The sequence below is a fragment of the Candidatus Saccharimonadia bacterium genome, assembly GCA_035544015.1.
GTDB lineage: Bacteria > Patescibacteriota > Saccharimonadia > UBA4664 > UBA4664 > UBA5169.
The window spans coordinates 145,178-164,484 of sequence record DATKIP010000012.1 but is presented as its reverse complement, the minus strand read 5'-3'; the positions used below and the strand labels follow the sequence as shown (position 1 = coordinate 164,484).

The window sequence follows — 19,307 nt, the reverse complement described above, 5'->3', positions numbered from 1 at the left end:
GTAACGGGGGAGCACCCAATGCAGCCACGATATTTGCAAGAACTGATCCGCAATTTGCAGGAGTTCTATAAGTGCCCTTCGTGTGAGACGAATTATCATTTTGATGACATCAGATTCCTCGGTGAGATTGATTTGTATTGCTTTGTGCAGCTGTCGTGTCATAATTGCTCCCTGCCTGTGCTGGCTACGGTGAGCGTGAACGGTAAGGCCGGCGGCAAGCGCAAGAGCGACTTGCGCCAGAGTGAAGAGGCTAAGTTTGCGTCCAAGGGCGCCATTAGTGCCGGGGAAATCGCGGAATTTCACCGCTGGTTGTCGAAGTCGAAGACATTTGTGAAAAAAGGTAAGTAATTACGTTCGGTAAAGGATGGAATGATGGAAAAGATTGAACTCGTAGCCGAAAAACGTAAGGTATCGGGTAAGCAGACGAGGCATGTGCGAACCGAGGGCAAGCTGCCGGCGGTGGTGTACGGGCACGGTGTGGAGTCGCAGTCGCTGGAGCTGCCGGCGCGCGAATTTGAGCGGGTATACAAGCTGGCGGGTGGTAACAAGATCGTGGCGCTCAAGGTCGGCGAAGGCCGGGCCAAGAACGTGCTGATTCACGATGTGCAGCTGGGGGCGGTGCGCGGCGAGGTGCTGCATGCCGACTTCTACGTCGTGAAAATGGATGAATTGCTCAAGGCCGAAGTGCCGCTGCATTTTATTGGTGAGTCGAATGCGGTATTTCAGGGTGAGGGTAGCTTGCTGAAGGCGGTGGAGCTGGTGGAGGTGGAATGCCTGCCGGGTGACATTCCGGAATTGTTTGAGGTGGATATTGCGGTGCTCGATGATTTCGAAAAGACGATTACCCTGGCTGACCTGAAACTGCCGGCGGGCGTGAAGCTGATGGAGGAGGATCTGACGATGCTCGTGGCCAAGGTGGAGCCGCCGCGTAGCGACGAAGAAATGGCCGAGCTGGACGAGGCCGTGGAGGGTGGAGTGCCTGAGAGTGCCCAAGAAGAGGCTCCCGTGGTGGTGTCCGAAGAGAATGAAGGTGACAAGGATCGTCGCGACAAGAAGTAGCCGGCTAGTAGTTTTTGAGCTGGCGTTTGAGCTCGGCGTTGGAGCGAAGCTCGGCGTGTGAGGCTAGATACCGCAGAAACGCCGGCGTGTCGTAATGCCTCAGGGTAGTGAGAATGGTAGCGCTAATTTGCTCCGTGGTGATCACGGGGCTTTTTAGGTCTAGAAGCTTGCTTTCGACGGTGTCGGTGAGGGCGTCGACGGTGGTGGGCGGGGCCGGCTGCGTCTCAAAGGCGGCGGCGATGCCGGAGTATAGCTTGGCGCGGCTGTAGGGGCTGTGTGAGGCGTTGCGGGCACGGATTTGAAGGAATCCTAGGTCGGCGGCTTCGTACGTCGTGAAGGCTTCGTGGCAGGTCTGGCAGCGACGCCGGCGCCAGAGCTGGGTGCCGAATTTGGTGGTGCGGGTGTTGTAGACTTCGGTTTGGTTCGATCGGCAAAACGGGCATTTCATGACTATATGTTGTCATATGACTATAAAAATTGCCAGGGGATAACTTTTTCAAAATTGGGGAAAAGCACTTGGGGCTTGCTAGGCTGGGGCGGCCCAACTAAAATACGGCCTAATGGATATGCGCATCGAGAACTTAAGGGGCAAGTTTGACGGCTTGCCGGGTCGCTTGGTGGTTATTTCGGGTCCCTCGGCGGGCGCCGGTAAGGGCAAGGTCATCGACGAGATGCTGGGGTTTGCCGATGAGAAATTGTGGCTGTCGGTGTCGACTACTACGCGGCAGCCGCGGCCGGGCGAGGTGCTGCACCACAAGTACACCTTTGTGACGCGGGAGGAATTTGAGGCTCAGGAGAGGGCGGGGGCGTTTTTGGAGGCCAATGGGCTGACCGAGGGTGCGCGTTACGGTACGCCGATCGAGCCGATTCTGGAGCATATGCGGGGGGGCGAGACGGTGATGACGGAGATTGAGGTGAACGGGGCCGAGTTTGTGCATGAGGTGCTGCCCGATGAGCTGTTTATTTTTATTCGGCCGACGGCTGGTTCGCTCGATGACGATCTGGCGGAATTGCGGCGGCGGATCGAGAAGCGCGGCACGAACGACGCGGCTTCGATTGAGCGCCGGCTCGATCAGGCTAGGCGGGAGATTGCGCGGGCTGAGGAATTGGGTTTTTATACATGGGTGATCAATGAGACCGGCAAAAGCGAGCAGGCGGCGAGAGAGATTTATGACCTCATCGTGAGCCGCGTGCGACCCGAGCGGGTGTAGCGTGCGCCGTCGGGTGGGGTTGCTGACCGGAACGTTTGACCCGGTGCATTTGGGGCACGTGGCGCTGGCCCGGGCGGCGATGGGTGCGTGTGATTTGCGCGAGGTGTGGTTTCTGGTGAATCCGGCTCCGGGTCACAAGACGGGGGTGGTGCCGGCGGCCGACCGGGTGGCGATGGTGCAGCTGGCGTTGGAGGGCGAGCGGCGGATGCGCGAGGGTGACCCCGATGATGTGGGGGTGGTGCGCCACCGGATGGCGGATTTTGATCGGCTGACGGGGGCGTATCCGGGTACCGAGTTCGTGTTTATTGTAGGGGCGGATGTGCTGGCGGCGATGGCGCGGTGGGAAGACCAGGAGCCGGTGCTGGAGCGAGCGCGGTTTGCGGTGGCGCGGCGAGCTGGAGCGCCCGAGGCGGCGATGGACTCGCGGCTGCAGGTGCAGGTGTTTGAGGTGGCGGAGCATGCGGCCGCGTCGTCGCGGGTGGTGCAGGGGCAGCTGGCGGCGGGTGAGCGACCGAGTGAGTTGGATCCGCGGGTGCTGGCGTACATTCGGGAGCGGGGATTGTATGTGGGCGTGGCACAGGCGGTGCCGGATGATGCCGCGGGGATCGCGGCCGTGCAGCATGAGGCGTGGCTGGCGACGTATCCGAATGAGGCGCTGGGGATTCCTCGGGCGGCGATTGAGGAGCGGGTGAAGGGCTTTCGATCGCCGGAGCGGATCGCTAAATGGCGCGACATTATTGGCAATCATGAAGAGTATGTGGTGGTGGCCAAAGATGATCACCGGGTGGTGGGATTTGGCTGCGGTAAGCGCCGGGAGGATGGTGTCGGCGAGGTGACGGCGTTATACATACTGTCGCGGTATCACGGCACGGGAGCGGCGCATAGGCTGATGGAGGCGGTGATGGGTTGGTTGGAGGGGGTGTCTGAGGTGCGCGTGGAGGTGGCTTCGTATAATGCGCGGGCGATCGCTTTCTACGAGCGGTATGGATTTGGACTTACGGGTGAGACTTCGAGCTCGGATGTGATTCCGACCGTGTTTATGCGTCACGCAAAACTACCTATCAGCTGAGTAGTATTCGCGTGATAGGTAGTTTTGCGATATGCGGGAAATCCCCTGGCGCGTTGGTCTGACTTTGCTCATGCTTGCGTTCGGCTTTAGTTCGGTATAATATCAAGACGAAGGAGGCCGGTTATGCGCGAAGAATGCGACGACATCGTGAGTGTGCTGGCGTCGTTTGCGCCGGGGCCGCGCGGAATGATGCGAGTGACGCCGCACATCATGAAGTGGCGGGGTCGACGCTGGCGGCTTGAGACCATGGGTTTGTACCACCCGGAACGGCGCGGAGTGAAGCGGGTGCATATCTTTAGCTTCTCGGCCGGCGAGACGGCCTTTCGGCTGGAGCTCGATCCGGAGACGCTGGAGTGGCGGCTCAAGGAGGCGTTTTATGGCTAAACGTGACGCGGCCCCACAACCAGGTTCGGTCGTGGGGCCGGGGCGTCAGCCGGTGTTGGAGAGGCGAATGACGCCTCTTTGGACGACCTCGGTGAGGGCCCGATCCACGTCGCCGAAAACTTGCTCGGCGCTGCCTCCATCGCTGTGGATGGCTGCGGTGATGATCCCCCCGAGCATTTTCAGGGCTTGCCCGATGAGTTCCTCGAAGCAAGCAAGCATCTCTGGCGGGGCGGTTTCCAGTAGGGCTTGGGTATTCGGGTCGGGAATCCAAGTGAGGCTCCCGCCATTGCGGGAAGTGGATTGCTGGAATGCGAACATACCAGAGCGCCTTTCTCCTGGGCTATTGACTGACGGGTGGGGGAGCAGGGAAATACTCTCTTATATATTATACCAACTATTGAAATTTATGTCAATTCTGGAGAACCCTGATGGAGCTTAAACCCAACCCGGCGCGGCCGGAGGTGATGCACCTGGATCTGAACTCGGCGTTTGCGATGACCGAGCAGCAGGCGAATCCGTTGCTGCGGGGCCGGCCGGTGGGGGTGACGAACCGGCTGAATGACTACGCTATTTGTATTGCGGCGTCGCACGAAGCCAAGCAGCTGGGGATTAAGCTGGGTACGCGCAACGGTGAGGCTAAGCGGATCGCGCCGAATTTTGTGATGCGCGAGAGCGACGCGGCGAAGTATCAGCATGTGACGCGGCTGATACGTGGAATCTTTGAGAGCTACTCGCCGGTGACGCAAATGAAATCGGTGGATGAGGGGATTATTGATTTTCGGGGCATGGCGGGGCTGCTGAAGGGGCGGCCGCTGGAGGATATTGGGCGCGAGATCAAGCAGCGGGTGCGCGAGGAGGTGGGTGACTACATGACGGTGAACGTGGGTATCGCGCCTAATCGCTGGCTGGCCAAAGTGGCGGCTGGGTTTATGAAGCCGGATGGCTTGTACGTGATCGACCACACCAACCTGGAGGCGGTGTATGGGTTCATGCGGCTGGTGGAGCTGCCGTACATTAAGCGGCGGCTGGAGCGGCGGCTGGGTGATGCGGGGATTTATACGCCGCTGGAGTTTTACCGTGCGAGCGAGCGGACGCTGAGTAAGCGGGTGTTTCGGAGCGTGAATGGGCATCATTGGTATTTGAGGCTGCGGGGCTACGAGACTGAGGTGGCGTTTGGGATTCGCACGGTGGGGCGCAACTACGTGCTGGAGCACCGGACGGCCGATCCGGAGGAGCTGGCGACGTTGCTATATAAGGCTAGCGCTAAAGTGGCGCGGCGGCTGCGCAAGAATGATTTGGCGGCGCGGGGGTTTATGCTGTGGCTTGGGTATGTGCAGGAGCCGGCTGAGGGAACCCGGCCGGCGTGGGGTGGGCCGCGGGGTTGGCATGAGCGCAAGATGTACAAAACGGCGGCGTATCGGGGCGACCAGCTGTACACGCGGGCCCTGGAGCTGTTTGGCCGTTCGTTGGAGCAGTGGCCGGGTCGGGTGGTGAGTTCGCTCGTGATGACGACCTACGAGCTGGAGCCGGTGAGGTCGGATCAGCTCTATTTGTGGGAGAGTGAGGATGCGCGACAGGATCGGATTGAGGCGGCAATGAATGCTATCAACGATCGCTATGGCGAGCAGCGGCTGATGCCGGCCAGTGTGCTGGCTAGCAAGAATCCGATGCAGGATAAGATTCCGTTTGGGACGGTGCGATATTTTGAGTGAACGCTCGGGAAGGGGTGGGTTCGTACGATAGCGAAGCGCCAGACAAGACGGCAGATGGTGATTTGCTAAGAGGTCGAGTTCGTTGAGCAAGTACGAGCCCACCCCTGGACGAGCGCATTTTGCATCAAAAAACAGCTCCGGTGGAGCGGAGCTGCTGACGGGTGTTGTTGAAATGTCTACGATGCCATAGCTGCAACTAGCTCTTCTTTGGCGGCGACTTCGGCTTTTTCCTGCTTTTCGGCCAGGCGGGCTTTGAGCCATTTGGTGAGCCCCCAGGACTGCTTGATGACGGCTGTGTAGTCGGTGATGAGCTCATCGGTGGCGCCGAACTGGCGGGCCTCATCGAGGAATTTCTGGGTGATTTCAGCCTCGCGGCGCATGGCTGCTAGCTCGTCGAGCTTAAGTCGGTAGCTGAAGAGGCGATGAGCACCCATGATGTGGTGTGAGACGGCGGCGCTGGAGCGACGCAGGTCGTTGCCGAGTCCGTAGAAGTGGTCGGCGGGTAATGTCTTGACCAGTTCGTAGACGCTGTCTTCGGCGCTTCGGGCGGTCTTGTAGATACGTAGTTGTTCGATTGATTCGGCCATGAAACTCTCCTTTAAGTAAAACCCAATGTGTCCCTCGTGAACCAATGTACCGAACTAAATCCGAACAGTCAAGTCCAAAAAAAAGTCGCGTGGGGCGACTTGGTGGGGGCGGGGTCTTATCTAGGATTTGTGGTGCTTGTTGACGGAAGCTTTGGGGGCCGGCGTGGCCGGCGAGCGTTTGGCCTCACGTAGTGAGTCGGCGGCAATTTGCGAGACTTGCTCGTCGCTGAGGCCACGCATCGTGTGGTCGGCCGGCTTCTCGTATTCGTCTTGGATCTCAATGTCTTTTAGGTAGTCTGTCGGCGGAAGTTCTAGATAAAAATCTAAATAGTCTTCGAGATTGTTTTTTTTCATCTGCTGCCTCTGTTCTTTACCCACTCTACGTTGACTTGCTTTTCCTCAGACGGTGCTTTCAAGATACTGGTATGCGGTCTGTCAGCAAAGGCGTTATGTCACAAAATTTTAGTAAAATTTTGGAGCTGGTTTGTGACTTGGCCTGAGTGAGGGAAAAGTTTGGCTCCTTGAACACGATATTTCGTCGGACGAGCGTTAGGCGACGGATTGGTCCTGGTAGAACATGAGGCCCAATTTGATCTGCAGGGCGTCGTCGAAATGGCGCGGATCGAGATTGATGAGCTTCTTGGTTTTGTCGAGGCGGTAAATGAGGGTGTTGCGGTGGATGTGGAGCTTTTCGGCGGCGTCGGTGAGGTTGAGGCCGCAGCTCAGGAAGGCTTGGACGGTCTTGAAGAGTTGTTCGTCGCGCAACAGGGGTGACAGAATTTGGTGGGCGAGCTCGGCTTTGCGGTCTTGGCTGGTGGCGGCGAGGGTGATGAACATGCCGACCTGTTTGATGTGGTAGACGCGGCCGGTACCCCAGACCTTGGAGCCAACTTCGAGCGCCAGCTTGGCATCCTGGTAGCTTTTGCGGAGGCCGCCCAGATCGGGATAGTATTGGCCGATGCCGAGGGTGATGGGTTGGTCGAGTTTGGCGGCGCCGAGCATCGCGAAGGTGGCTTGGGCTTTCTCGGTCATTTGGCGGATGGTGTTGAGGGTGGTGAGGGTTTCGCCGGTGAGACCTTTGAGAAGAACGAAGCGATCTTCGCCGAGATACGCCATGAGGTTTTCTTGAAGGTTTTTGAAGCCGTCGCGGACGAGGATGTTGATGGCTTCGGCGGCGGTGTCGATTTGAAGTTGTTGTTCTTCTGACGACAGATGGGGGTGCTTGGACCGCACTGAGGTCTCGAAACCGTCGAGGTGGATGAGGATGACGGCTTGGGCGCCGCGCACGTTGAGCTGGAGGATGTCGGCCTGGCGATGAATGTCGGCGGCGTCGATGGTGGGGGCAGTGAGGAGGGTGCGGACAAAATCGGCGCGCACGCGTTCGGCCGACTGGATTTTATCGAGCAGGAAGTGCTGGTATACGATGACCTCGGCGAGTCCCTGGAGCAGGGTGGTGGCCTCTTGGGTGATGGGGCCGGTGTCGAGCGGCAGGCCAAACACGGCGATGGTGCGCTCGTCGTAGACGAACGGCCACCATTTGGTTTGCCGCTCCTCGAATTCGGAGGTGGTGGGCCGGCCGGTTTGGGCGGCCGAAAGCGCCTCGGAGACAAAGGCGCGGCCGGGACCACCGGCGAGGATCTGGCCCGACAGGTCGGCGATGAGCAGGTCGCGTTTGAGCACTTGGTTGGCCTTGTCGGAGATTTGGCGGGCGAGAGCGGTGTTGAGCTGCATTAGCCACGCTCCACAAAGCGGCTGTAGAGAATCGCCAGCTTGATCTGAATGGCGTCGTCGAATACGCGTGGATCGAGGCCGAGGGTTTCGGTGATGCGGTCGAGGCGGTAGACGAGGGTGTTGCGGTGGATTTTGAGGGTCTCGGCGGTGCGGGTGAGCGACATGTCGAAGCTAAAGAAGGCCTCGAGGGTCTGGATGATTTCGTTGTTTTCGCCGACGCGGTCGAGGAGTTCACGCGAGAAGTAGATATTATTTTCGTCGACACCGGACAAGAGGGGGGCAACCACGCCGAAATCGTCGATGTGGTACATGCGGTCGACGTCCCAGGTTTGGGCGCCCAGCTCGATGGCGGAGGTGGCCTCGTGGAAACTTTGACGCAAGCCCTCGAGGCCGGGGTGGTAATTGCCGACCCCGACGGTGGTGGGGGGTTTGAGTTCGCTTTTGAGAATGCCATAGATGACGCCGAGGCTTTTTTTGAAGTTTTCGAGACCGGCGTCGAGGTCGGAGTCGCCGGTGGGCAGGATATCTTTGAGGATGCAAAACGAGGTGCCGCCGAGGTAGCTCACCACGTTTTCGCGGCTAGAGGTGTAGAACGAATTGAGGGCGCGGGTGATGCCAAATTTGTAGCGGGTGAGGCGGACTTCGCGGTCGCCGGAGGGGTCTTGGAATCGCGAGGTGAGGCTGGGGTCGTCGATTTGAATGACGATAGCGATGCGGGGTCGATCGAGCTCGATGTCGAACAGGCGGGCCTCGGCGGCGAGGAGGCTCCATTCGGGCTGGGGTTGGTTGAGGAGGTCGTAGATGAATTTGTCGAGGCGCTCGTCTTGGCGCGGGATTTGCTCAAGCACGAGCGATTGGTGCATCACGAGCTCGGCAATGGAGCGAATGAGCGGGGCGATTTCGGTGTGGTTGGGCATTTCGGTTTCGAGGGCGATGTAGCCTACGACGTTGCCGCCATATGAGAATGGGATGGCCCAAGCAACCTCGGTGAGGTTTACTGGCTCGGGTTTGAGGGCGGAGGTTTGGGAGAGGGGCTGGCCGGCCGCGTCGGTGAGACGCAAGTCTTGATTGACCAGCGCGCTGACCTTGGCGCAGATTTTGTCGGCGATTTGCTGACTGAGCATACTCCCAAACCTCTTATGTTGGCAGATAGTACAAATAGCGTAGCGTGTGCGTGGGGCATGCTGCAAGCATTAGCGTGATGACCTGGGGCGGGCGTCGTAGAATTGTGGTGGTTGGGCCATAAGGTCGAGAAGAGCCTCCGGCGCGAGGCCGGGGCCTTCTCGCTAGAGGCTGTGATCCGAGATGCGCTCTCGGTGGGCGGCTAGGCCGATGGGTCTAATCGTGGCCCGCAACTACTTGGCCGTCTATCACCTGCACGTGGCAGGTTACTCCCTCCGTCGATGGCCCGTGTCGGTTGTCGTGAAACGGGGTGTTTGTCCACTTGCCGTCAATGAAGGCCTGGACAGTGCAAATGATCAGGCCGGCGTCGGTGAGTTCGGCCGTTGGCCTCAGGACGTACTTTAGATCGTAGATCTCGTTGGGGAATTTTTTCGGTGTAGAGGGGGTGTAGTCATCGTGACGTTTGATCGGGCTGAAGGAGTCAACCTTGATGTTGTCGATGTCTCGATTGATCGTCACTTCCCGGGTGTAGCCCCGGTAATCGGCCCCAATCATTGACGCGACGATGCGCAGTCGTGGCGGTTTTTCTTTGCTCGGCACGATCGATATGACGATGGGTAGGAAGACGAGGGCGAAAATAATCCAACGAAAGACCTTAATCCCGCCGCTACGTCGCTGCACTGTCGTAGTCACGATGATCCCTTCTGGGGTTGAGGGCGCCGCGCTTACTATTTTAAGGCAAAAACCCCGGGTTGCGGGGTTTTGGGCTCCGCCCTGAAGGCGGGGCGGGTGGGGGTCGGCCGAGGGGTTCCCCGGTCGACCCCCACCGGGAGCGGGGTGTCAGAGGCTGGCAAGCGTGGCGGTGACTCCGCGGAGGTAGGCGAGGTTGCGCTGCATGTTCTGGCGCGGGATGTGGCCGGCGCCGGCGGAGGTGAGCTGGAGGTCCTGTTCCACGACGTACCGGCCGGTGTAGCCGTTGTTCTCGAGCAACCGCATGATGCCGGCGATATCGACATCGCCGTCGCCCAGACAGGCGTAGAGGCCTTGCCTGACGGCTGCGGCGTAGCTGAGCTGGTCGGTGCGGACTGCTTCGGCCACTGGGGCCTTGACGTCCTTGAAGTGCACGTGGCCGATCCGGTCGGGGTGGTTCTCGGCGATCTGCTTCGGGTCGCCGCCGCCGGCCAGGATGTGGCCGGTGTCGAGGCACAACTTGAGGTCGGTGCCGCGAAGCACGTACTCGATCTCGGTGGGCCGCTGCACCATTGTGCCGACGTGCGGGTGTATGGTGAGCAGCATGCCCAGGTCGGTGCAGATGGTGCTGGCCTGCTGCAGGTTGGCTAGTAGCCGCTTCCAGCCGTCGAAGTCCAGGTCGGGGCGGGTTTCGTACCCGTCCAGACCGGTGGCCGCGGCCAGGACTACGACACTTGCGCCGACGTCCCGGAGCCAGGTGGCCCGGGTGGCGAGGGTCTCGGCTCGGTGGGTGTCCCATACCTGGTGGAGCGCTACGGGCACGAAGCCGGCGATCAGCTTCAGACCATGGCCTGCCAGCATGTCGGCGGCCTGCTGGCTGTCGGCGGGCAGGAAACTGTCGGGGCCGGCCTCGGTAGCCGTGAGCCCCAGCGCAGACATCTCGCTGAGGACTGTGTGCGGGTTGAGCTGGTGGCCCCAGTCTGGAACCTCGTTGACGCCCCAGCTGACGGGGGCGCCGCCGACTCGGTCCATGGCGCTAGGGGACGGGTTCGGGCTGGTCACTGGATCTCCTCCACGTAGACTTGGCGGTTTTCCGCCAGGGACCGCTTGCAGGCCAGCGCGACGCGCAGGGCCTGGAGGGCGTTTTCGCCGGTGCAGGGGTTGTCGATGTCTCCGCGCGCGTATCGCACGAAGTGGTCCATTTCGTCCTGGTAGGCTTGCCTGAACCGGCCGATGAAACTTTCGTACGCAGTGGCACCAGGCCAGGGGACGTTGGGGTTGGCGGATTGTAGCGGCGAACGCTCGTCCAGCCCGATCACCAGTGTTCCGTTCTCGCCGATGAGGGTGGTGAGGTAGAGGTAGCCGGCGGCGTGGTAGCGAGTGCCGTTGAGCGACACCATGGTGCCGCCGCTGAGCTGCATCGACACCATGGCGGTGCCGACGTCGCCGTACCGCCGGAAGCGGTCGTCGGGGTCGAGTGTCCCGCCGGCGACCCTTACCCACACGATTTCCTGGCCGGTGAGCCGGCGAAGGGCGTCGAAGTCGTGGATGAGCATGTCGCGGAACATGCCGCCCGAGCGCGGGATGTAGTCCGCGGGTGGGGGCGCCGGGTCGGCCGACAGCACCTGGATGCTGTGCAGTCGACCCAGTCCGTTCCGCGCCAGGGCGGCGTGGGCCGCCACGTGATCGGGGTCGAACCGGCGCTGGAACCCGATCTGGAGCTTGAGGCCTGCGGCCTCCGCGGCGGCGAGCGCCGCGCGAGTGTCCGCCGTGTCTAGCGCGATCGGTTTCTCGCAGAGCACCGTGCGAATTCTGGCCTCGGCGGCTCGGGCGATCAGTTCGGCGTGCGTGTCGGTGGAGGTGGCGATCACGAGCGCGTCGGGGTGGCTTGCGAACATGTCGTCTACGCCGACGTGCGCGACATTGAGCCGGCCCGCTAGCTTGGCGGCGGCTTCCGGATTGATGTCGGCGACGCACAGTGCCACGTCGGAACGTTTCGCGAGGTGCTCTGCGTGGAGGGTGCCGATGCGGCCTACCCCCAGCAGACCAACTTGCAGTATGCTGCCAGACATTTGGTCCTCCCATCGTCTGACTCCTCAGCTCCGCTCTGAAGCGAGGGGGATGCGTTCGTGGACTTATCAAGACCACATCCCCCTCGCTTCAGATTGCTAAAAAGAACGATCGCTCCAAGAGAGCGACTAGGGGTTACCGTAACCCCGGGGTAGGGATTTTGTCAAAGCGACGGCATACAAAGAGAGCCCTTGGAGGGCTCTCTTTGGGGAATAATTGCTGGTGGGCAATACAGGACTCGAACCTGTGACCTCACGGATGTGAACCGTGCGCTCTAACCAACTGAGCTAATTGCCCGCGAGGGGCGGGGCATTTGGGTGAACTTGTGTGATAATAGCGGATTTTGGGCGAGGAGGGAAGGCTCTGGGGCTCTCCCGGCGGGCGTTCACTGGGAACGCCCGCCGGGAGGCGGCTACGCGGTGGGCTCGTCGTCGAGCGTGGTCGTGAGCTTGGCCAGCAGCTGCTGGTAGTTGTGGCCGGCAGCTCGCAGGCGCCGCAAGGCCGTGTCTCCCACGGCCGCCTGGAGCTCGAGTTCCATCAGGCCGTCGGTCTTGATGCCGTAGCCGCGAGCCACGCTCACGGCGAACTGGCAGCGGGTCAGGGTGAAGTTGGCCTCGCCCGGTGCGATCTTGTACAGCAGGCTCACCAACGCCTCGCGGACGGTGGCGCCGGCGCCACCGGTGCAGAAGCTGGCCCCGTCGTAGAGATTGATGACTACGGGTCTGCCGGGGTTGATGGTGCTCTGCCGGTTGACGTCGAGCGTGAGTGTCCGCGGGGTCTCATCGACGCTCGGGTCGATGATGCCGGTCAATTGCACGCCGAATCGCGGCTGCCCAGCGGCGGCTTGCAGCCAGCCGTTCCAGTCGGCCAGGACGATTCTCGACCCGGTCGCGAACCAGCTGAGCCCGGGAGCTCCTTGGCCTGGGGTCCGGAGGTAGCGACACGGCGTGGTGGTGACGGGGGAGGGGGACAACACGAAGGGCCTCCTGGGGCGCGTAGTGGGGCCAAATTTTGGCCACGAGGCAGTGTACTCTTTTGGTGGGGGATTTTCAACCCGGTGGGCTTGAAGATTGCCCGGGGTTGCGGTATAGTTTGGCCTTGTAACAATTTGGATCCTTAGCTCAGTTGGCTAGAGCACTTCATTGACGTTGAAGGGGTCAGAGGTTCGAGTCCTCTAGGATCCACCAGGAATTATTCTACGAAGCCGCCCCTCGGGGCGGTTTTGTTTTTGGCTTGGTATGGGGCAAATACTTCGGTTGAAAATTTATCTTGCTTATGCTATAGTGACGAACACATAAGGAGAAAACAAATATGGATACCGAAAAGAATGATGAAGTTACCCCTCAGCCGCCAGTGGCTCCTGCAGAAGCACCGGTAGCACCGGCTGGTCCGGAAACGGTTTCTGACCCCGCCGCAGCACCGGCTCCCTTGGATGCCCCGGTGGCTCCCGAGCAGCCCGAAGAAGCGCCCCAGCCGCCGGCCGAGGGTGAAGCGCCGGTTCCTTCCTCGCCCGAGGCTCCTGTTCAGCAACCATAGTTCGATTTTTTCGAAAAAAGCGCCCCGTATTCCGGGGCGCTTTTGTTGCGTGCGAATGTGCGCTATAATCCCGCCAGGTACATAGGGCGCTGACCGGGCTTCACCACCCCGCGAGCTCCGCTGCCGGTGGCGAACGTCGGCGACCAAAGAGTCTTGGCTTACGAGCCGAGGAAGTCTGGTGGAACCGCCCGCGAGGGTCCAGACGCGCCAGGAATGGCGCGTTGTTTTGGTATAAGGAGCATTTTTTATGAGCAAGCCCCAGTCCGATCAAGACCAGCAGGTATTTGCGATGCGGCATTCATTGGCGCACATTATGGCCACGGCGATCCAGGAGCTGTACCCCGAGGCTAAGTTTGGCGTGGGGCCGGTGGTGGAGAACGGGTTCTACTATGATGTGGATCTACCAAAGCCGATTGGGGTGGAGGATTTGGGCGCAATCGAGGGCAAAATGCGCGAGGTCGTGAAGGCAGACTATCCATTTGAGCAGTCCACGATGAAGCTCGAAGAAGCGCTCAAATATTTTGGCGATAAGGGCCAAGCCTACAAAGTGGACCTGCTGGGCGACCTTAAGGAGCACGGTACCACGGTGGCGAAAGAAATTGATCGATCGCAAATGGGGGTGGGTGAAGGTGTCAAAGTGGATGATGTGGGCATCTACACGGACGGTCCGTTTACTGATTTGTGCCGGGGGCCGCATGTGGCTTCAACGGGCCAGGTGGGAGCGTTTAAATTGATGCGTGTATCTGGAGCGTACTGGCGCGGCGACGAGAAGAATGCACAAATGCAGCGCATCTATGGTGTAGGATTTACAACAAAGCCCGAGCTTTTGGCGCATTTGGACATGCTCGAAGAGGCGGCCAAGCGCGATCATCGTAAGTTGGGCAAAGAGTTGGACTTGTTTGTGTTTTCGGACCTGGTGGGACCGGGATTGCCGCTGTTTACGCCGCGGGGAACGCTGATTCGCGAGCAGATCAACGCTTTTGTGCAGGAGCTGCGCGAGACGATTGGCGGCGGATACCAGGCGGTAACGATTCCGCATATTACCAAGAAGGATTTGTACATCAAGAGCGGGCATTGGAAGAAGTTTTCGGAGGAGTTGTTCAAAATTAAAACTCGGGAGGGGCATGAGTTTGCGATGAAGCCGATGAACTGCCCGCACCACACGCAAATTTACGCTTCGCAGCCGCGGAGCTATCGGGATTTGCCGATCCGCTACCGTGAGACCACGATGGTGTACCGCGATGAGCAGAGCGGCGAGCTCTCGGGGCTCAGTCGGGTGCGGTCGATTACGCAAGACGATGCGCACGTGTTTTGCCGGACGACTCAGATTGAATCGGAATTGGGTAAAATTTGGGATATCGTGCAGGCGTTTAACGCGAAGTTCGGGATTGAGCTGAAGGTACGGTTTAGTCGGCATGATCCGGATAAAATGGATGAATATTTGGGTACGGCCGAGACGTGGGAGCGCACCGAGCGCCAGATGAAGGCGGTGATAGAGGCGCGTGGCGTGGAGTATATGGATGGTTTGGGCGAGGCGGCTTTCTATGGGCCGAAGATCGACTTCATGGGACGGGACGTGTTTGGACGCGAATTTCAGGCAGCAACGATCCAGATCGACATGGGTCAGCCCGAAGGTTTTGACCTGGTGGTGACCAACGAGGCTGGTGAGCGGGAGCGCATCGTGATGCTGCACGCAGCGATTGCGGGTTCGCTCGAGCGGTTTATGGTGCTCTTGCTGGAGCAGACGGCCGGAGCGTTTCCGGCATGGCTGGCGCCGGAACAGGTGCGGCTGGCGCCGATCAACGAGACGCCGGAAATTTTGGAATACACGGAGCAGCTGCGACGGGACTTTGCGGCCAAGGGTCTGCGGGTGGGAATTGACGCTGGCGCCGAGAGTGTGGGTAAGAAAATACGGGCGGCTGGGCTCGCGAAGGTGCCGTATACGGTGGTGGTGGGTGAGAAAGAACGCGAAAGTGGCCGCATTAGCCCGCGGTTGCGCAGGGGGCACGGTGAGTTTGAGGGCGAAATTGGGGTAGTTGAATTCGCCGAGGCGGTGGCGGCCGAGGCGGCGGAGCGCGCGGCCGCGAGCCGCCTGTAGCGATGCCGGCGCCGTTGATTCATATGGTGTATGCGCAGGCCTACGTACGTGATCATCCGGATTTGGATGAGGCGGCGGTGGTGCGGGGCTCGGCGTTTCCGGACATTCGGCTGCTGGCCGGTTTGCCCCGGTCTTTGACGCACCGGGAGGGGGTAACTATGGACGATGTGCGGCATGAGGAGGACGCCTGGCGCGTGGGCATGTTGTTGCATAGCTATTTGGATGAGGCGTGGAATCAATTTTTTCGCGAACAGGGCTTGGGTTTGTTGCCGGAGACGGATGTGGTGGAATGGCGGGGTGTGAAGGCGGCGGAGCAGGCTGATTATGCCTTGGAGGGACCTGAGCGGCAGCGCTTGGCGGCCATGTTTGCGGCGCCGGCAAATGCGCAGGAGCTGGCGGTGGTGGCGTCTGCGGGCGGGGCCGCGGTGGTGGGGCAATGGAACCAGCACATGATCTGGATACTTGGCGGCGCATACGAACCTGAGGCTTGGAAGCGTGAGGCGTTGAAGCTGGGCACGAATGTGCCGGAAGCGGAACGGATTATCGAGGTAGTGGGTAGGATTCGGCAGAGCGGAGCGTGGCGGGAGCGAGTGGCGGCGCTGCATCGGTATCTGGGGATTTGAGCGGTGGCGGACGATACTTTTGCTCAGCGGGTGTACGAGTTGGTGGCGTTGATTCCGGCTGGCCGCGTGATGACGTATGGCCAGATTGCGGCGGTGTGCGGCAGCCCGCGGGCGGCTCGGATTGTGGGTGGACTGGCGCACTACGGCCCCGAGGAGCTGCCGTGGCAGCGGGTAGTAAATAGGCGCGGTGGGTTGGCGAGTGGGTTTCACGGTGGCCGCAGCGAGCACGCGGCGCGGCTGCGGGCCGAGGGTGTGGTGGTGGATGCGGATTATGTGGTGGATATTGAGGCTTTGCTGTGGTGGCCGCCGGGTATTGGTGGGGCTGCAGTATGATGAGCGGCGTGCGAGCGAAATTTGTGGCCGTGGTAGGGCCGACAGCTACGGGCAAGACGGCGCTGAGCTTGCATTTGGCTGAGCGATTTGGGGGCGAGATTGTATGCGCCGATTCGCGGACGCTCTACCGCGGCATGGATATTGGCACGGCCAAACCGACGGCGGCGGAGCAGGCGCGGGTGCGGCATCATATGCTGGATGTGATTGATCCCGGCGAGCGACTGAGTGCGGCGGCGTTTAAGCAGCTGGCGGTGGGGGCAATGGCTGATATTGCGAGCCGGGGTAGGCTGCCGCTGTTGGTGGGTGGGAGCGGATTGTATGTGGACGCAGTGTTGTTTGATTATGAATTTCCGTCAGAATCTGAGCCGGCTTTGCGGGCGCGATTGGAGGCGATGGGCGATGAAGATTTGCTGGAACTGCTGGCGGCGGAGGATCCGGAGGCCTACGAAACCGTGGAGCGGACCAACCGCCGGCGGGTGATTCGGGCGATTGAAACGGCTGGTGAGCGGCGAACGCGGCGGACCGAGATGGTGCCCGAGGCATTGGTGTTGGGGACGATCTTGAACAAAGAAATTGTTCAACATCGGGTGGAGCAAAGAGTGAAAAAAATGCTTGAGGAAGGCTTTATTCGTGAAGTTGAAGACATTGGTGAGATGTATGGCTGGGAAAGTGCGGCGCTGGAGGTGATTGGGTATCGAGCATTTAAGGGGTACGTTTTGGGGACCAAAACGCTCGAGCAAGCGACGGCTGATTTCGTGCGCGGCGACATGGCGCTCTACAAGAAACAGGTGACGTGGTTTAAACGGCATGAGGGGATTCGGTGGGTACAGTCGGCGGCCGAAGCCGAGCAATTGGTGGCGGATTTTGGACTGCGCTATACTTGAGCCATGAACGTCACGCTGACATTGCTTGTTACGAAGGTGGCGGCGGCTTTGAGCCGAGGGCTTGGACGCGGCGGTGGCGGGGCATTGCCGGGGTTGGTGGCGGAACGGTTGGACCCGCATTTGGCGGCCAAGCTGGCGGCTGGTTTGAGCGGCGGGGTGATTTTGGTGACGGGTACGAATGGCAAAACGACCACGACCAAGCTTATCGCAGAGTTTTTGGAGGCGATGGGGCTGGTGGTGGTGACGAACAGCAGTGGGTCGAACCTGAAACGCGGCGTGACGTCGGCGTTGATACGGGCGGCCGATATGGGCGGTCGGGTGCGCGCGACCGTGGGGCTGTTTGAGGTGGATGAGGCGAGCTTGCGGCGGGTGGCGCCGGAGGTGCGGCCGACGCATATCGTGGTGACGAATTTGTTTCGGGATCAGCTCGACCGTTACGGCGAGCTAGATACGACTGCCGCGCTGATTGGCGAGGGGATTGCAGGTACCGATGCCCAAGTTTATTTGAACGCCGATGATCCGTTGGTGGCGAGCTTGGCCACGTATGCCCGCAGCCCTGAGCAGGTGCATTATTTTGGGATTGAGGGCATGCCGGTGAGTGCGGTGGGCGAGCATCAAACGGCTACGGATTCGGATCGGTGCCCGGTGTGCCACTCGCGGCTGGAATTTAGCCGGGTGTTTTATGGGCATGTGGGGCATTATCGCTGTCCCAAGGGAGATTTTGGGCGGCCGGCGCCGACGGTGGCGGTGACGAACGTGGAGGAAGCTGATCGTGACGGTAGTCGGTTTGTGGTGGCGGTGCGGGGTAAGCGGACGGAGCTGCGGTTTCCGCTGCCGGGAACGTACAATCTCTACAACGCGCTGGCGGCCGTGAGTTTGGGTGTGGGATATGGGGTGGAGATGCCGGTGATGCAGGCGGCGCTGGCGGCAACCCGCGCGGCGTTTGGCCGGGTGGAGCGGGTGGAGATCGATGGCCGGACGCTGTGTTTGCTGCTCATCAAGAACCCGGCGGGGTTTGCACAGGTGCTGCAAACGTTTGTGATTGGCCGCGAGGCGGTGCGGGTGTTGTTTGTGATCAACGATTTGGCGGCGGATGGCCGCGACGTATCGTGGCTGTGGGATGTGCCGATTGAGGCCCTGGGGGGCCACGATACACGAGCGTTTACGGCGGGGGTGCGCGGCGCCGACATGGCGGTGCGGCTGCATTACGCCGGGGTGGAGTCGCAGACGGCGGCGAGCGTGGGCGAGGGCATTGAGGCGCTCGTGGCGGCGACCCCGGCGGGTGAAACGGCGTACATCTTGCCTACGTATACGGCCATGCTTGAGGTGCGCAAGTTGCTGGCGCGGCGTACGCAGATGAAGGCGATGCCGCGATGAGAGGGCATATCACGATCGCGCATCTCTACCCGCGAGAGATGAATATTTATGGCGATATGGGCAATATTATTACGCTCGTGAAGCGGCTGGAGTGGCGGGGGTTTGGAGCGCGGGTGGTGCCGGTGGAAATTGGGGAAACGGTGGACTGGGGGGCTGTGGACTTGGTGTTTGGCGGCGGTGGCCAGGATTCGGGTCAGCTGGTGGTGGGCGCGGACCTCACGCGGCACGGCGAGGCGCTGCGGGAGATGGCGGCGGCTGGGGTGCCGATGTTGGTGATTTGTGGCTTGTACCAGCTGTTTGGGCGAGAATTTGTGACGCACGATGGGAGCCGGATTCCGGGAATCGGGGTGTTTGGCGCCACGACGCGGGCGGGTAACGTGCGGATGATTGGTAATGTGGTATCGCAGAGCGACTACGGGGTGCTGGTGGGGTTTGAGAATCATTCGGGAGCTACGAGGCTCGATAAGGGCCAGGCGCCGCTAGGGCGGATCGTGAAGGGCTATGGGAACGATGTGCGCAGTCGGCGCGAAGGGGCGATGACGCAGGCGGCTGTGGGCACGTATTTGCACGGGCCGGTGCTGCCGAAGAATCCGGGGCTGGCGGATCATTTGCTGCTGGAGGCGTTGCGGCGGCGGCATGGGGTGACGGAGCTGGAGCCGCTCGATGATCGTCTGGAGCACGTGGCGGCGGGGGTGGCCGCGGGACGGCCGCGGTAGGCTGTTGTCTCGAAGAACCTGCGTGGGTGTTGGCACTATTCCATTTTCTGGAATAGTGCAAAGGCAGGTAAATTTTTATGGCTTTATAAAGGGATAAATCATCGA

The 19,307-nt window shown here is 60.6% G+C and carries 23 protein-coding genes and 2 tRNA genes; 14 read left to right on the top strand and 11 right to left on the bottom strand.

Going from position 1 to position 19,307, the window contains the following annotated elements:
- Positions 1 to 18: 18 nt before the first annotated feature.
- Both VMT30_01400 and VMT30_01395 read left to right on the top strand, forming a co-directional pair.
- Positions 19 to 348 (top strand): hypothetical protein, encoded by a 330-nt coding sequence (locus tag VMT30_01400; protein ID HVQ43602.1) that lies wholly within the window; start codon positions 19 to 21, stop codon positions 346 to 348.
- A gap of 21 nt (positions 349 to 369) precedes the next feature.
- Complete coding sequence (locus VMT30_01395; GenBank protein HVQ43601.1) at positions 370 to 1,059, top strand: 50S ribosomal protein L25; 690 nt, start codon at positions 370 to 372, stop codon at positions 1,057 to 1,059.
- Positions 1,060 to 1,063: 4 nt separating this feature from the next.
- Here the strand turns inward: VMT30_01395 and VMT30_01390 are convergent, their stop codons facing one another.
- The gene (locus tag VMT30_01390; protein ID HVQ43600.1) at positions 1,064 to 1,507 is read right to left on the bottom strand and encodes an ATP cone domain-containing protein; all 444 of its coding nucleotides are present in this window, start codon (positions 1,505 to 1,507) and stop codon (positions 1,064 to 1,066) included.
- Between the two features lie 112 nt (positions 1,508 to 1,619).
- Here VMT30_01390 and VMT30_01385 point away from each other — a divergent pair, with 112 nt between their 5' ends.
- From VMT30_01385 to VMT30_01375, 3 genes are all read left to right on the top strand, one after another.
- Complete coding sequence (locus VMT30_01385; protein HVQ43599.1) at positions 1,620 to 2,270, top strand: guanylate kinase; 651 nt, start codon at positions 1,620 to 1,622, stop codon at positions 2,268 to 2,270.
- 1 nt (position 2,271) lies between these two features.
- On the top strand, positions 2,272 to 3,339 hold the full coding sequence (locus VMT30_01380) for a GNAT family N-acetyltransferase (protein ID HVQ43598.1): 1,068 nt from the start codon (positions 2,272 to 2,274) through the stop codon (positions 3,337 to 3,339).
- A 123-nt stretch (positions 3,340 to 3,462) separates the two neighbouring features.
- Entirely contained in the window at positions 3,463 to 3,723 is a 261-nt protein-coding gene (locus VMT30_01375) for a hypothetical protein (GenBank protein HVQ43597.1), read from the top strand.
- Positions 3,724 to 3,768: 45 nt separating this feature from the next.
- Here VMT30_01375 and VMT30_01370 read toward each other — a convergent pair whose 3' ends face one another.
- Positions 3,769 to 4,041, bottom strand: coding sequence for a hypothetical protein (locus tag VMT30_01370; protein HVQ43596.1), 273 nt, complete (start codon positions 4,039 to 4,041; stop codon positions 3,769 to 3,771).
- Between the two features lie 110 nt (positions 4,042 to 4,151).
- Here VMT30_01370 and VMT30_01365 point away from each other — a divergent pair, with 110 nt between their 5' ends.
- Complete coding sequence (locus VMT30_01365) at positions 4,152 to 5,435, top strand: hypothetical protein (GenBank protein ID HVQ43595.1); 1,284 nt, start codon at positions 4,152 to 4,154, stop codon at positions 5,433 to 5,435.
- A gap of 176 nt (positions 5,436 to 5,611) precedes the next feature.
- Here the strand turns inward: VMT30_01365 and VMT30_01360 are convergent, their stop codons facing one another.
- The 9 genes from VMT30_01360 to VMT30_01320 form a co-directional block, all read right to left on the bottom strand.
- Complete coding sequence (locus VMT30_01360; GenBank protein ID HVQ43594.1) at positions 5,612 to 6,022, bottom strand: four helix bundle protein; 411 nt, start codon at positions 6,020 to 6,022, stop codon at positions 5,612 to 5,614.
- A 120-nt stretch (positions 6,023 to 6,142) separates the two neighbouring features.
- Positions 6,143 to 6,376 (bottom strand): hypothetical protein, encoded by a 234-nt coding sequence (locus VMT30_01355; protein HVQ43593.1) that lies wholly within the window; start codon positions 6,374 to 6,376, stop codon positions 6,143 to 6,145.
- 195 nt (positions 6,377 to 6,571) lie between these two features.
- On the bottom strand, positions 6,572 to 7,753 hold the full coding sequence (locus VMT30_01350) for a helix-turn-helix domain-containing protein (protein ID HVQ43592.1): 1,182 nt from the start codon (positions 7,751 to 7,753) through the stop codon (positions 6,572 to 6,574).
- Positions 7,753 to 8,877, bottom strand: coding sequence for a helix-turn-helix domain-containing protein (locus VMT30_01345; GenBank protein ID HVQ43591.1), 1,125 nt, complete (start codon positions 8,875 to 8,877; stop codon positions 7,753 to 7,755). The genes VMT30_01350 and VMT30_01345 overlap by 1 nt, the downstream gene beginning before the upstream one ends.
- 214 nt (positions 8,878 to 9,091) lie before the next feature.
- Complete coding sequence (locus VMT30_01340; GenBank protein HVQ43590.1) at positions 9,092 to 9,568, bottom strand: hypothetical protein; 477 nt, start codon at positions 9,566 to 9,568, stop codon at positions 9,092 to 9,094.
- 147 nt (positions 9,569 to 9,715) lie between these two features.
- The gene (locus VMT30_01335; protein ID HVQ43589.1) at positions 9,716 to 10,627 is read right to left on the bottom strand and encodes a TIM barrel protein; all 912 of its coding nucleotides are present in this window, start codon (positions 10,625 to 10,627) and stop codon (positions 9,716 to 9,718) included.
- Complete coding sequence (locus tag VMT30_01330) at positions 10,624 to 11,637, bottom strand: Gfo/Idh/MocA family oxidoreductase (GenBank protein HVQ43588.1); 1,014 nt, start codon at positions 11,635 to 11,637, stop codon at positions 10,624 to 10,626. The genes VMT30_01335 and VMT30_01330 overlap by 4 nt, the downstream gene beginning before the upstream one ends.
- Positions 11,638 to 11,855: 218 nt before the next feature.
- A tRNA-Val gene (locus tag VMT30_01325) sits at positions 11,856 to 11,932 on the bottom strand.
- Between the two features lie 115 nt (positions 11,933 to 12,047).
- The gene (locus VMT30_01320) at positions 12,048 to 12,611 is read right to left on the bottom strand and encodes a hypothetical protein (protein ID HVQ43587.1); all 564 of its coding nucleotides are present in this window, start codon (positions 12,609 to 12,611) and stop codon (positions 12,048 to 12,050) included.
- A gap of 134 nt (positions 12,612 to 12,745) precedes the next feature.
- On the opposite strand from VMT30_01320, the gene VMT30_01315 reads away from it, so the two are divergent.
- The 8 genes from VMT30_01315 (at position 12,746) to VMT30_01280 (ending at position 19,202) form a co-directional block, all read left to right on the top strand.
- A tRNA-Val gene (locus tag VMT30_01315) sits at positions 12,746 to 12,822 on the top strand.
- 124 nt (positions 12,823 to 12,946) lie between these two features.
- A complete protein-coding gene (locus tag VMT30_01310; protein ID HVQ43586.1) occupies positions 12,947 to 13,171 on the top strand; it encodes a hypothetical protein in 225 nt (74 codons plus the stop codon).
- Positions 13,172 to 13,418: 247 nt separating this feature from the next.
- Positions 13,419 to 15,269 carry a threonine--tRNA ligase gene (gene thrS, locus VMT30_01305; protein ID HVQ43585.1) on the top strand — a complete coding sequence of 617 codons (1,851 nt, stop codon included), beginning with the start codon at positions 13,419 to 13,421 and terminating at the stop codon, positions 15,267 to 15,269.
- 2 nt (positions 15,270 to 15,271) lie between these two features.
- Positions 15,272 to 15,892: a hypothetical protein gene (locus VMT30_01300; protein HVQ43584.1), complete on the top strand. Its 621-nt coding sequence runs from the start codon at positions 15,272 to 15,274 to the stop codon at positions 15,890 to 15,892.
- A gap of 3 nt (positions 15,893 to 15,895) precedes the next feature.
- A complete protein-coding gene (locus tag VMT30_01295; GenBank protein ID HVQ43583.1) occupies positions 15,896 to 16,225 on the top strand; it encodes an MGMT family protein in 330 nt (109 codons plus the stop codon).
- A gap of 8 nt (positions 16,226 to 16,233) precedes the next feature.
- Positions 16,234 to 17,109, top strand: a complete 876-nt coding sequence (gene miaA / locus VMT30_01290; protein HVQ43582.1) for a tRNA (adenosine(37)-N6)-dimethylallyltransferase MiaA — start codon at positions 16,234 to 16,236, stop codon at positions 17,107 to 17,109.
- Positions 17,110 to 17,112: 3 nt separating this feature from the next.
- Complete coding sequence (locus VMT30_01285; GenBank protein HVQ43581.1) at positions 17,113 to 18,486, top strand: MurT ligase domain-containing protein; 1,374 nt, start codon at positions 17,113 to 17,115, stop codon at positions 18,484 to 18,486.
- Positions 18,483 to 19,202, top strand: a complete 720-nt coding sequence (locus VMT30_01280) for a glutamine amidotransferase (GenBank protein ID HVQ43580.1) — start codon at positions 18,483 to 18,485, stop codon at positions 19,200 to 19,202. Before VMT30_01285 ends, VMT30_01280 begins: the two co-directional genes overlap by 4 nt.
- Positions 19,203 to 19,307 lie beyond the last annotated feature (105 nt).

Excerpts from the sequence above, each read along its gene's own strand:
- VMT30_01360 (HVQ43594.1), bottom strand. The coding sequence starts at position 6,022 with ATGGCCGAATCAATCGAACAACTACGTATCTACAAGACCGCCCGAAGC.
- VMT30_01375 (HVQ43597.1), top strand. The coding sequence starts at position 3,463 with ATGCGCGAAGAATGCGACGACATCGTGAGTGTGCTGGCGTCGTTTGCG.
- VMT30_01285 (HVQ43581.1), top strand. The coding sequence starts at position 17,113 with ATGAACGTCACGCTGACATTGCTTGTTACGAAGGTGGCGGCGGCTTTG.
- VMT30_01355 (HVQ43593.1), bottom strand. The coding sequence starts at position 6,376 with ATGAAAAAAAACAATCTCGAAGACTATTTAGATTTTTATCTAGAACTT.
- VMT30_01395 (HVQ43601.1), top strand. The coding sequence starts at position 370 with ATGATGGAAAAGATTGAACTCGTAGCCGAAAAACGTAAGGTATCGGGT.
- VMT30_01280 (HVQ43580.1), top strand. The coding sequence starts at position 18,483 with ATGAGAGGGCATATCACGATCGCGCATCTCTACCCGCGAGAGATGAAT.
- VMT30_01385 (HVQ43599.1), top strand. The coding sequence starts at position 1,620 with ATGGATATGCGCATCGAGAACTTAAGGGGCAAGTTTGACGGCTTGCCG.
- thrS (HVQ43585.1), top strand. The coding sequence starts at position 13,419 with ATGAGCAAGCCCCAGTCCGATCAAGACCAGCAGGTATTTGCGATGCGG.
- VMT30_01400 (HVQ43602.1), top strand. The coding sequence starts at position 19 with ATGCAGCCACGATATTTGCAAGAACTGATCCGCAATTTGCAGGAGTTC.
- VMT30_01300 (HVQ43584.1), top strand. The coding sequence starts at position 15,272 with ATGCCGGCGCCGTTGATTCATATGGTGTATGCGCAGGCCTACGTACGT.
- VMT30_01345 (HVQ43591.1), bottom strand. The coding sequence starts at position 8,877 with ATGCTCAGTCAGCAAATCGCCGACAAAATCTGCGCCAAGGTCAGCGCG.
- VMT30_01365 (HVQ43595.1), top strand. The coding sequence starts at position 4,152 with ATGGAGCTTAAACCCAACCCGGCGCGGCCGGAGGTGATGCACCTGGAT.
- VMT30_01330 (HVQ43588.1), bottom strand. The coding sequence starts at position 11,637 with ATGTCTGGCAGCATACTGCAAGTTGGTCTGCTGGGGGTAGGCCGCATC.
- VMT30_01390 (HVQ43600.1), bottom strand. The coding sequence starts at position 1,507 with ATGAAATGCCCGTTTTGCCGATCGAACCAAACCGAAGTCTACAACACC.
- VMT30_01350 (HVQ43592.1), bottom strand. The coding sequence starts at position 7,753 with ATGCAGCTCAACACCGCTCTCGCCCGCCAAATCTCCGACAAGGCCAAC.
- VMT30_01370 (HVQ43596.1), bottom strand. The coding sequence starts at position 4,041 with ATGTTCGCATTCCAGCAATCCACTTCCCGCAATGGCGGGAGCCTCACT.
- VMT30_01310 (HVQ43586.1), top strand. The coding sequence starts at position 12,947 with ATGGATACCGAAAAGAATGATGAAGTTACCCCTCAGCCGCCAGTGGCT.